The organism is Streptomyces sp. FH025 (genome assembly GCF_017427025.1).
Lineage (GTDB): Bacteria > Actinomycetota > Actinomycetes > Streptomycetales > Streptomycetaceae > Kitasatospora.
This window is the reverse complement of the sequence record NZ_JAFLNG010000210.1, coordinates 1-11,152: the sequence shown is the minus strand read 5'-3', so window position 1 is coordinate 11,152 and position 11,152 is coordinate 1. Positions and strand designations below refer to the sequence as shown.

11 protein-coding genes are annotated in these 11,152 nt (G+C 66.6%); all 11 read left to right on the top strand.

Going from position 1 to position 11,152, the window contains the following annotated elements; genetic code table 11:
* On the top strand, positions 1 to 305 hold a 305-nt coding region (locus J0670_RS17005), incomplete at its 5' end, for a hypothetical protein (RefSeq protein WP_207812447.1).
* A gap of 194 nt (positions 306 to 499) precedes the next feature.
* The gene (locus J0670_RS17000; protein WP_207812446.1) at positions 500 to 1,966 is read left to right on the top strand and encodes a pyridoxal-dependent decarboxylase; all 1,467 of its coding nucleotides are present in this window, start codon (positions 500 to 502) and stop codon (positions 1,964 to 1,966) included.
* A gap of 171 nt (positions 1,967 to 2,137) precedes the next feature.
* Complete coding sequence (locus J0670_RS16995) at positions 2,138 to 3,697, top strand: hypothetical protein (RefSeq protein WP_207812445.1); 1,560 nt, start codon at positions 2,138 to 2,140, stop codon at positions 3,695 to 3,697.
* 72 nt (positions 3,698 to 3,769) lie between these two features.
* Positions 3,770 to 4,300 carry a hypothetical protein gene (locus J0670_RS16990; protein ID WP_207812444.1) on the top strand — a complete coding sequence of 177 codons (531 nt, stop codon included), beginning with the start codon at positions 3,770 to 3,772 and terminating at the stop codon, positions 4,298 to 4,300.
* A 28-nt stretch (positions 4,301 to 4,328) separates the two neighbouring features.
* The gene (locus tag J0670_RS16985) at positions 4,329 to 5,123 is read left to right on the top strand and encodes a hypothetical protein (RefSeq protein ID WP_207812443.1); all 795 of its coding nucleotides are present in this window, start codon (positions 4,329 to 4,331) and stop codon (positions 5,121 to 5,123) included.
* Between the two features lie 32 nt (positions 5,124 to 5,155).
* Positions 5,156 to 5,602 carry a hypothetical protein gene (locus J0670_RS16980; protein WP_207812442.1) on the top strand — a complete coding sequence of 149 codons (447 nt, stop codon included), beginning with the start codon at positions 5,156 to 5,158 and terminating at the stop codon, positions 5,600 to 5,602.
* Positions 5,603 to 5,619: 17 nt separating this feature from the next.
* A complete protein-coding gene (locus J0670_RS16975; protein WP_207812441.1) occupies positions 5,620 to 6,174 on the top strand; it encodes a hypothetical protein in 555 nt (184 codons plus the stop codon).
* Between the two features lie 415 nt (positions 6,175 to 6,589).
* Positions 6,590 to 8,347, top strand: a complete 1,758-nt coding sequence (locus J0670_RS16970; RefSeq protein WP_207812440.1) for a DUF262 domain-containing protein — start codon at positions 6,590 to 6,592, stop codon at positions 8,345 to 8,347.
* Positions 8,348 to 8,848: 501 nt separating this feature from the next.
* Entirely contained in the window at positions 8,849 to 10,258 is a 1,410-nt protein-coding gene (locus J0670_RS16965) for an FtsK/SpoIIIE domain-containing protein (protein WP_243437122.1), read from the top strand.
* Entirely contained in the window at positions 10,255 to 10,449 is a 195-nt protein-coding gene (locus J0670_RS16960; protein WP_207812438.1) for a hypothetical protein, read from the top strand. The genes J0670_RS16965 and J0670_RS16960 overlap by 4 nt, the downstream gene beginning before the upstream one ends.
* 217 nt (positions 10,450 to 10,666) lie before the next feature.
* Positions 10,667 to 11,152 (top strand): replication initiator (locus tag J0670_RS16955; RefSeq protein WP_374223117.1); only part of this gene is annotated, 486 nt, incomplete at its 3' end.

Sequence of the window (11,152 nt, the reverse complement as noted above, 5' to 3'; positions counted from 1 at the left end):
GGAGTCACCCTCCGGTGGGACGGATGGCACCCGGTGCCGACCCGGCGCGACGGCCGGGCACCGGCATGCCCGCCACCAGCGGGAAAGGGCGAAACGGCCCGACCGGGAAGCCGACATACCGACATGAAAAGACCGAATTCAGTGTTCGATTAATCGCCATGCCGTTCGACCCGGCCGTTCGAATTGTGACGAACCGCGCCACCGACCCGGCCAGCCGATTCATGGAATTCCGGACGCCGGAGCCAGGTCGCAACAGCGCGCAATCGAAAGCCGGAAGAAAAAACGGATTCACTCGTTCGGGTTAGCCAGCTGGACATGAACAGCGCCGGAAAGGGAGAGTCGCGGTGTCCTCAACAAGGGCCATTGGGGGGCTCCTATGATGGAATCTCGATCGACGCAGGAAATGGTCGAGCAGCAGGGCGGAGTCGGATCGCTCATCGGTGTTCAGAAACCGAGGCTCTCCGCACCTTTCAGGGTCGGGAAAACGCACGGCGGCGAAATGCTGACCAACACGTTCGACCCCGATCTTTTCCGGAAGAATTCCGAGGCGGTACTGAGTCGGCTGGAAAGCCATCTGGCCGACTCCTCGATCAGGGGGCTCGAACTGATCGACCCCGAAACGCTGATCCAGGCCGCCAGGGCCCTGATGACCGACGAGCGCGACAAGATCGCGGCCTTCGACGAGAAGCGGCTGGACGGGATCACCGACCTGTACGTCAGGACGGGGATCCCGGTCCACTCGCCGGGCTACATGGGGCGGCAGTTCTCGGGCGTGGTGCCACTGGGCGGGGTCGTCGACTTCGTCAGCTCGGTGGTCAACCAGCCGTCCTCGTTCTACGAGGCCGGCCAGCTGCCCAGCGTGGCGGAGCGCATCATGGCCGAGGAGCTGAACCGTTTCATCGGCTGGGAACCCGACAGCTACGCCATGGTGACCACCTCGGGCGGGTCACTGGCCAACCTGACCGCACTGCTCGCGGCCAGGAACAGGATGTTCCCCGACTTCTGGTCGGGCGGCAGTCCGGCGGCGGACGGCGGGCCCCGCCCGGCCATCGCGGTCGGCGCGGACGTGCACTACAGCGTCTCGCGGGCGGCCGGAATCCTGGGCATCGGCGAAGCGCAGATCGTACGGCTGCCGATCAACCGGGAGCAGCAGATCTGCATGGAGCAGGTGCGGCCCACCCTGGAGGCCGCCGAGCGGCGGGGGCTGAAGGTGTTCGCCCTGGTCGCCTCGGCCGGCACCACCTCGGTCGGCGCCTTCGACCCGCTCGACGAACTCGGCGACCTCACCGCGGAACTGGGCATCTGGCTGCACGTCGACGGCGCGCACGGCGCCAGCCTGCTGGTCTCCGACAAGCTCCGCCACAGGCTGCGGGGGATCGAGAAGGTCGACTCCCTGGCGTGGGACGCGCACAAGATGATGTTCGTCCCGGCGCCCTGCACGCTGCTGTTCTACCGGAACAAGGAGGACAGCCTCGGGGCCTTCCAGCAGCGCGCCAGCTACGTGTTCGACGAGGAGCCGGACCGCTACACCGAGCTCGACAGCGGCGCCAGGAACTTCGAGTGCACCAAGCGGCCCATGATCATGCCGCTGTGGACCCTCTGGTCCGTCTACGGCCGGGCCCTCTTCGCCGAGAAGATCGAATACCTCTGCGAGCTGACCGAGGAAATCCACGGAATTCTCCTGGACGAGCCGGAATTCGAGACGGTGCACCGCCCGGAGGCCAACATCCTGTGCTTCCGCTACCGCCCCGCCGAACTCTCCGACGAGGACGTGCACCGCCTCCAGGTGGCGATCAGGAACCGGATCAAACTCCGGGGCAATTTCTTCATCTCCAAGGTGAACATCGACGGCGTCGCCGCACTGCGCGTGGTCATGATGAACCACCAGATCACCACCGAGCACTTCCGGATGCTGCTGAGCGAGATCAGGCGGGTCGGGATCGATCTGCTCGCCGCCGCCAGGTGAACACCGCCTCATGAATCACGGCGGTCCCACGCATCACGGCAGCCGTACGAATCACAGCAGCCGTATGAGATCACGGCAGCCGCAGGAAATCACGACAGCCGTACGAACCGTGGCATTCGCACGAACAGCGGCACGCGGCCGAATGAACAAGACGAAAACGAGGAATTGACGATGAGTGCAGTGAACGCCGCACCCGCCCGGCCGGCGGCGCCCGGCGGCGGCGGCGAACTGGCGAGCTGGCTGATCCCCGACTGGGAACTGAAGCCGGAGTCGATCGACGCGGTGGAGAAGCTCCCGTCGTTCGCGAGCAAGCTCCGCGAGTGCGAGCGGGTCTGCCAGGCGCCGTACAGCGAGGTGTCGTACGAGATCCAGGACGCCCTGGTGCTGCGCCGCCTCCAGCAGATGGTCAACACGGTGCTGCTCAACCCGCTCTGGCGCAGCCGCCTGTCGGGCGCCGGGATCACCGGCGCCCCGCAGACGTACGAGGAGTGGCAGCGGATCCCGCTGTCCGACAAGGAGACCCAGCGCGACTTCTTCATGGACTCGCGCCCGGGCATGGTGGTGCCGCTGGAGCGCGGCGGGTTCGAGATCGTGGCCAGCGGCGGCACCAGCGGCGGGAAGCCGCTGGAGACGGTGTACTCGCTGCGGGAGCTGCGGGACACCTACGAGGTGGCCGGCCGGTTCATGGGCGACTACCAGCTGGACGGGTACCTGAGCGGCAGCGACCCCAAGTGGCTCTACACCACGCTGGCGGACTACCAGATGTGGAGCAGCGGCACCATGGTGGGCGGCGTGCTGGCCCAGGTGCCGGGCGTCAACTACATCGGCGCGGGACCGGTCACCGCCCCGGTGCTGGAGCACATGTTCTCCTACCCGGGCCCGAAGGCGCTGATGGGGATCACTGCGGGCATCGCGATCCTCAGCGAACTCGGCGCGGGCATGAGCCGGGAGGCCAAGGAGAGCTTCCGGGTGGCGCTGTACGGGAGCGGGGTGCTGCCGCAGCGCAAGCGGGCGGAGCTCAAGGCGATGTACCCGAACCTGGCGATCCTCAGCTACTTCGCCGCCACCCAGGCGGAGACCATCGGGCTGCAACTGACGGAGGAGTCCCCCTACCTGGCGGCCGTTCCCGGGCTGCACCTGGTGGAGATCGTCGACGCGCAGGGCCGCTGGGTCGCCGAGGGCGAGGAGGGCGAGCTGGTCGTCACCCGGCTGCACGCGCACGAGGCCCCGCTGCTGCGGCTGAAGCTGGGCGACCGGATGATCCGCCGCCCGAGGCTGGACGGGCCGGGGCTGAAGACCGGCCAGTTCGAGTTCGCCGGCCGCACCGGGGACATCCTGCACCTGAACGACAGCCAGTACTCCGCCCCGCGCGCCTACGAGGCGCTGCGCGAGGACCTGCTCAAGGCCGTGGCGGTGGACCTGGACGTGGTGGCCCACGAGATCCAGTTCGTGAACCACCGCGAGGGCAAGACCATCACGCTGCTGGCCTCGGTCGACGACGCCGCGGGGCTGACGTACCGGCTGGACACCGCGCTCGGCCCGTACGGGGTCCAGCACGTCTTCGTCAACTCGCTGCCCCGCTCGCTCTCCCTGTTCAACCAGGGCGAGGCCAACCCCGCCTCGATCGAGAAGACCGGGTACCGGTTCCTGATCAAGTTCGTGCCCCGGGCGTCCGCGGAGATCGAGCGGACCTCGGTCGGCAAGGTGCCCCTGGTGCGCGACCGCGGCTGAGGCCTATCTGACAGAACCAGCGGAACGGCACAACCGCCGCTCCGGCACGTGGTTTTGAGGAATGGAGTGAGTATGAAACCGCAAGTGAACATCGCCGTCGTGGTGGATGTGATCGGCGCGCTCTCGGACAAGTCGCTGCTGAACGGCAACCTCTGCCTGATCGACGACGGGTCGTTCGACAGCACGGGTCAGGGGACGCCGGAGCTGGTCACCGTGGTGGTGCCCGGCCAGGTGGTCCAGTGGTCCGCCCTGGCGGTGGACCTTCAGACGCCCGTCGAGATCAGGAGCATCAGCTTCCTCCCGGCGGGCGGGGGCGCGGCCGCGCCCGCGTACGGCGTCGACCACGGCCCCGCGGGCGCCCCCGCGGACGGCGCCGCGGACGACGTCGTGGCAGGCGGCACGGACGGCGGGTACGGCACGGCCGGCGCGGTGCCGTCCGGCCACCGGCTGGAGAGCGGGCAGCTGGACCTCAACGTCTGGTCCGGCGTCGTGCCGCCGTACCTGACCCCGGGGGTGCCGTACCGGTACCGGCTGGAGCTCCAGATGTACGAGGGCGACCACAGCGTGCTGCACGTCGACTCGCCCGCGCTGATGTGCCTGTAGGCGGAACACCGACAAGGAGGGTGGGCAGATGGCCCAACAACTGGCGATCATCGTGCTCGTGGACGTCGGCAACGCGCTGGAGTCCCGGACGCTGACCGGCAACACCTATCTGTTCGACAACATGAAGCTCCAGGGCTCCCTGAACCAGGGCACCGGGGAACTGGTCACCGCGGTCAACGGCGCCTACTGGAGCGACGGCTCGCAGGCGGGCGAGCAGGTGCTCAACTGGCTGCCGTACAGCCTCGGTTCGATCCCCCCGACGGTGCCCCGCGGCTACCACGCCACCCGGACGCGCCAGGCCGAGAAGGACGCGCTGGCGGAGCTGGCGGAGCTGACCGGCAAGCCCTCGGCGAACGGCGACACCGAGGCCGCGCTGGCCAGGATCCAGAAGACCGTCGGCACCAGGGTCAGGACCACCTCGCGCACCCGCGCCCTCTCCGGGAACCGGCTCCTGGACGTCACGGGCAAGGTGGTCTCCGACCAGAGCCAGGGCGCGCACAGCTACCCGGCTCCGGTGATCACCGACATCTTCGGCGACGCGGTGGACGAGAAGATCATCTACCCGGCCGAGTACGGCTCCCCGGACCTGGTGACCGACGGCTGGTACTGGTCGGCGACGGTCGACACCTCCCGGCCCGGGACGTACAGCTACAAGATGCGCATCCAGCTCCACGAGCTGATCCAGCGGGCGGGCGAGTGGACCTGGGAGCCGGTCAACCTCACCTGCGAGTCGAAGCTCCGGATCACCGCGGACCCCAAGCGGAACGGCTTCACGGGGGCCGGCGTGGGCTACCTGCCGATCCCCCCGGCCAGCTTCGCCTGAGCCCCTGATCCCGTAAGGACGAGGAGGAGTAGATGACCACCAAGCCACGGCAGAAGACAACGCCGAAGCGCCCGATCTCGATCACCGCGGTGGTGGACTGCGTGGGCATGCTGGCGGCCCAGAGCACCCACGGCCACCTGTACCTGTACGACACCAACCGGACCGGCGGGTCCACCGGGTTCGGCACCGAGGAGCTGAGGACGACGGTCAAGGCCGGCGACCAACTGCTCTGGAACGTGCTGGCGCTGGAGTGCGAGGCCTTCGTGGCCATCGACGGGATCGAGATCGACCACGAGGTGTGCGAGCCGGTCCGCAAGGTGTACCCCGGCACCGACGTCGCCTACTGGACCGCGACGGTGAAGAAGGACCACGCGTCCCCGGTGCCGTACCGGATCAGGTTCCGGCTGGGCACGCAGGTCGAGCCGATCACCACCACCCTGTCGCCCGTCCTGGTCGGCCAGGCGACCGGACAGCTCTGAGCAGCGGAGGAGGAACCTTGACAACGAGCACGCGCAGCACCGAGCCGGAGAAGCAGAACGCCGGGCAGCTGAACTCGGTACAGCTCAACATCGTCACGTTCGTGAACATGGAGCGGGCCACCGCGAACCGCTCGCTCAACGACGCGATGTACATGATCGACAACAGCGTCGGCGGGTCGGGCCAGGGCACCCGTCAGCTGGAGACGGTCTGCAAGCAGGGCCAGGTGCTGAACTGGATCATCCGCCCGATCGACATGGAGCGGCGGCTGGACGGCACCTGGCCGCCCATGCCCAAGATCAACAACATCGTGGTCCTCGACACCGAACTCGGTGACGAGGAGGACGTGGCCGAGCGCAAGCTCTTCACCGAGCTCAAGATCTACGGCATGCCCGACCGGATGCGCTCCCCGCTGACCCCGGTCTACTACTACTGGGCCGGCACCGTGCTGAGCACCGCCAAGCCCGGCCTGTACCGCTACCGCCTCGTCATCGAGCTGGAGCAGGAGGGCACCAAGGAGAAGCTCTACCTCAACACCACCGACCACCCCGCCCTGCGGGTGATCGCGGTCTGACCCCGCCCCGACACCAAAAGAGCCCGGTGTTCCCGACCATCCCGGTCGGGAACACCGGGCTCCCCACTGTGGGCGCGGACGGTTTCGAACCGCCGACATCCGCTTTGCAAGCCCTGGCGTCCGCCACGGGCCTTGATCTGCGCCCCGCCCGACCTGCCCGTTCCCAGCCAGCACACCGCCACGGCCCGCGACTCACCGCCACGTACCGCCCGATCTGGCACGCCTGTGGCACGCCTCTGGGACGACCTGGCCTAGCGGCTACCAGCCACCGCGAGGACCTGACGCACAGATAGCCACTTCCACAATATTCCGGACACAGCACCCACACACGTGCCAAGCTACGCCCACTGTTCCTGCCAACCTCCCGGAGCAAACATTGAGTAGTGACGTGCACGTCTCCATCACACCGCGCGGCATGAGCATCCAGGAGGCGTACCGCTTGTTCAGGGACGACGCCCTATTGGTCAACAGGCGGTACCAGCGAAAGCTCGTCTGGTCCGTAAGCGAGAAGCAGTTGCTGATCGACAGCATCCTGGATGGATACCCAATCCCTCTGATTTTGCTCGCAGAGCGGCCGGAAATTCACGGCAGCGGAAAATACGAAATCATCGATGGAATGCAGAGGCTTGACGCAATCTTCTCATTCATCGAGCAAAAGTACGATTACAACGGCATGCATTTCGATTTGGGCCAGAGCGCGCGAGCCCGGCAGGCCGCAGATGCAGGGTCGTTCGAGCCAGCCGAAACCCTATTTCTGCTCCCCGCAGAAAAGTGCGCAAACCTGCTCGACTATCAGCTCGCGGTTACGATCTACCCCACGCAAACCGAGCAGCAAATTACCAATGTATTCAGTCGAATCAATTCGAACGGGCGGCAGCTTAGTGTCCAGGAGAAGCGGCAGGCTGGAATGATCAACCCATTCTCAGAACTGGTCAGAACAGTAGCAAGCTCGCTTCGCGGCGATGTCTCTGACGACGTTCTACTCCTGCACAATATGCCCAGCATTTCTATCGATTCAGCCCGCGAGAAGCAGCAATACGGCGTCAAGGCCGAAGATACCGTATGGATCCGCCACGGAATCCTTAATGTGAAACAGCTGCGCGAGGGCGACGACGAGCAAATGGTTGCCGATATTGCGGCATCCATCCTCCTCGGAAGCCCATTTCCAGCAAGCAAGGAAGAGTTTGACGACATATACGATGCACAGAGCGAGAAGCATAAGCGAATCGAGCGCAACCTTGCCGCATACGGCGCACGCCGACTAGAAGAAGAGATTCAGTCCGTCTTTTCCGTGCTGGCAGAGGTCGCGGACCAGCAGCTTCCTTCGCCAAATGGACTCAGGAACCTTGTCCGGCCCGGAACCGGCGGCAACCCGATTCGAACGCCTTTCTATGCGATCTTCATGTCATTTTTCGATCTGATTGTCCGACAGCAGAAGTCTCCAGACGACTACGAATCAATCGTCTCTGCCCTGCGCGGCGTCAGCCCGCGACTGAAGACTGCACGCCACTACACCTCGGCCGAGGATCGGGTATCCAACATTGATGCCGTCACTGGCCTGATTCAACGACACTTCGTTGCAAAAGTCCCCCCAGCATTCGGACACGGCCCCGGACTTGCGCTCGACTTTGAAAATTCTCTCCGCCGATCTCGTATCGAAACAAGCCGATACGAGTTCAAACAGGGCCTGCTGCGACTCGACAACAAGCGTGAATGGGACGATTTGATTTTCAAGCGGCTGGCCGAGACGATCTGCGCGATTGCCAATGTACAGCCAGGCGTCGAGGGCTATCTGTTCATCGGCGTCGCAGACAAGGATGCTGACGCAACTCGAATCCAGTCACTAGACGGAGTAGAGTCAGTAAAGGTGGGTCGGTATCACGTCGTTGGAATCGAAAGGGAGGCGAAATCAAAGGGAATCCCCTTGGAAAGCTACACTCAGAAATTTGTCACCAAAATCTCGCAGCAGCCAATCAGTGAGCCCTTGGCTACGCAGATCCTTTCCGGAATGGATACGATCGAATATAAGGGACTGTCTGTGCTCCGGGTGCTAATTCCGGGCCAGTCTGATGTCTCTTACTTCGACGACCGGATTTTCACCCGTCGGGGCTCCTCTACAGAAGAGATTAAAGATCTCAAGCAGGTGGCGGCGCTGGTGAAGAGTTTCGGCTAGACCCCGCAGGCGGCGGAGCGGTTTTGGCCGGTGTCCTGTCCGGGCTGGGGTCGAGCATGATCGGGGGGCCGTAAGCTGCTGCGACTCGGTCAGGGCTTTTGGGCCTGACCGCAATTTGGCCGAGTGGCCCCCCGGTCTTGCTCAACGCGGGTCCCTGTCCGGGGAGGTGGGTAAGACCGCGGAGCCGCCCGTCCCAGCCACCCTGCTGCCCCTGCCCGGGCGGTCGCGCCGGGACCGGGCGCCAGCCCGCACGCCCGGCGTCGGCCGGCCGGGGCGGGGCAGCGGCGCGTGCAGGGCGCGCGCCCTTGACCTAGTAGAGCGGAATTCGGCAGTGACTCCGGTTCAGCTTCGGGACTGGCGTCCTACAGCGTGACGGTGGCTACGACGGCGTCGTCGTGAGCCTTGCCGCGGGGCCAGCGCTGGCCGTTGCTCGGACCGGCCGGCGGGCGGCTGGCCATAGCGCTCTACGTCGCCGGTCCCATCGGCTGGCTGGTGTACCGGATGAACTCCCTGCGTTCGCGCATCCGACGCGGTTGGCCGGAGCTGAGCTACGCCCTGGGGCTCTGGCAGCAGGCACCGCTTCCCCGCTTCGATGCCGCGTACGAATACGTCTGGCCGCGCATCGCTCGGGTGCGCAAGCACCCTGGCGGCCTGGACGTCCTTATCGGGCTGCTGCCCGGACAGGTCCCCGAGCAAGTCGCACAGCACGCACACGGGATCGCGCACGCCTGGCGCGTCCACCGGGTCGAGGTGACCAGTCCTCGGCGCGGGGCCGTGGTGCTGCGGGCCTGGACATCCGATCCGCTCGCCCGGCCGTTCACGGTAACGGGCGCGACCTCCAAGTCTGTTCGGTTCTCGCTCCGCGGCCGACTGAGGGGGGCCAGCCAGGTCCGGTCACTGGCGGGCCGGTGTCGGTTTCGCCTTCGTCGCCTGGCAAGCGGAGCGCGGAAGGTCGCCGCGTCGGCCTGGGCGGCTTCGGCACCTGAGCTTCCGAACGCTGGTGGCAGCCTTGAAGCTGTCGCGCCGAGCGAGACGGCTACTCGCGGAGCTGGCGGCGGAGGTGGAGCTGAGGCCGAACCGCTGGTCCAAGTCCAGTGGCGGTCGGTAGAGATCGGCACCTGTGAGGACGGCGAACCGTGGCGGCTGCGGCTGCACTGCACTCACGTCCTGGTCGCCGGGGTCACTGGTTCCGGCAAGGGCTCGGTCCTGTGGGGCGTGGTCCGCCGACTGCTCCCAGCACTGTCCGAAGGCCTGGTGCAGATCTGGGCGCTGGACCCCAAGCGTATGGAACTGTCCTTCGGTGCAAGCCTGTTCACCAAGTACGTCAGCGATCCTGCCCACATGGTCGACCTGCTCGAAGAGGCCGTCGACCGGATGCAGGAACGCGTCCTGTCCTTCACCGGCCGCCTCCGCGCCCACACCCCCACCGCCGCTTCACCGTTCGTCGTCATCCTCGCCGACGAACTCGCCTTCCTCACGGCCTACCAGCCGGATCGCGACCTCCGCCGCCGCGCCGAGGCGGCCATCGCCACCCTGACCAGTCAGGGTCGCTCGGTCGGCTTCTGCTTCGTCGGCGCGATCCAGGACCCGCGCAAGGAGGTCATGAACCTCCGCAACCTGTTCCCGGACCGGATCGCCCTGCGCATGGACGAAGCCACCCAGGTGGACATGGTCCTCGGCAACGGCGCCCGCGACCGGGGCGCGTACGCGGACCTGATCTCCCCCGACCCCACGACCGGCGCGGGCGTCGGCTACGTCCGCAACGAGGGCAGCCCGACCCCGCTCCGCGTCCGGGCCGCCTACGTCTCCGACGCCGAGATCGAAGCCCTCGTCGCCCAGTACGGCGACAACTCCATCTACGCAGTGTCTAGCCCCCTGGACACCAACCCGGAAGGTGGTGCTCGCCCGTGATCGTCACCGGCTCCTTCGTCCTCTTCCTCGGCGCCCTGATTGCGATCCTCCTCCGCCACAAGGCCTTGAGGGTCACCCACCTCCTCCTCTGCGGCGTCTTCGGCTTCCTCCTCGCCGAGACGGGCGCCGCGTCCCTGATCAACAACCTGCTCGCCTGGCTGGCGAAGACCGTCGCCACCATCCACCCCTGACCGGAGGTACCGCCATGACCGACTACCGCCTGCCCGACGCCGCCAACTACCCCGTCCTCGCACCGAAGAACGGCCAGGACCCGCGCTTCACCCGCGGCATGCTCTTCGACATCGCCCGCCGGATCTAGGACGCCGGCTACCCGCCCATCACCACCGGCCGAGACCTGGTCCGCCTGATGGAGGCCCTCTACACCTTCTGCTACTCGGAAGACCGCCGATGAGCGGCTCCACCGGCTCCACCCGCGCGGAACGGGCCCGGATGCCCCTGGCCCGTTCCGTGCTCCGCCAAGTCGCCGAGGAACACGGCGTCTGCGTCCGACCGGTGGCCGTCCGCCGCACCGACATCGTCACCGGCCACACCGAGATCGTCGACATCCCGTGCGGAGCCACCCGCGCCAGCCTCTGCCCGAGCTGTGCGGAACGGAAGCGCCGCCTGCGCGCCGCCCAGTGCCGCGAAGGCTGGCACCTCACCGAGGAACCCGCCCTCGAACCCGACCCCGCCACCGACGCTCAGCAGTACCTCACCGAACTCCGGGCCGACCTGACCAAGGTGCACGCCCAGGCCAGCGGCCCGGAGGCCGACGAACTCACCTCGCTCCTCGCCGAGATCGACACCGAACTCGCCGACAGCGGCGTACGCGGTTCCCTCGTCCCGGCTTCGGCCGCTCGCCGGGTCCGCTCCACCCGGCGCCGCCAGGACACC

Excerpts from the sequence above, each read along its gene's own strand:
- J0670_RS17000 (WP_207812446.1), top strand. The coding sequence starts at position 500 with ATGCTGACCAACACGTTCGACCCCGATCTTTTCCGGAAGAATTCCGAG.
- J0670_RS16995 (WP_207812445.1), top strand. The coding sequence starts at position 2,138 with ATGAGTGCAGTGAACGCCGCACCCGCCCGGCCGGCGGCGCCCGGCGGC.
- J0670_RS16970 (WP_207812440.1), top strand. The coding sequence starts at position 6,590 with ATGAGCATCCAGGAGGCGTACCGCTTGTTCAGGGACGACGCCCTATTG.
- J0670_RS16965 (WP_243437122.1), top strand. The coding sequence starts at position 8,849 with ATGAACTCCCTGCGTTCGCGCATCCGACGCGGTTGGCCGGAGCTGAGC.
- J0670_RS16985 (WP_207812443.1), top strand. The coding sequence starts at position 4,329 with ATGGCCCAACAACTGGCGATCATCGTGCTCGTGGACGTCGGCAACGCG.
- J0670_RS16990 (WP_207812444.1), top strand. The coding sequence starts at position 3,770 with ATGAAACCGCAAGTGAACATCGCCGTCGTGGTGGATGTGATCGGCGCG.
- J0670_RS16980 (WP_207812442.1), top strand. The coding sequence starts at position 5,156 with ATGACCACCAAGCCACGGCAGAAGACAACGCCGAAGCGCCCGATCTCG.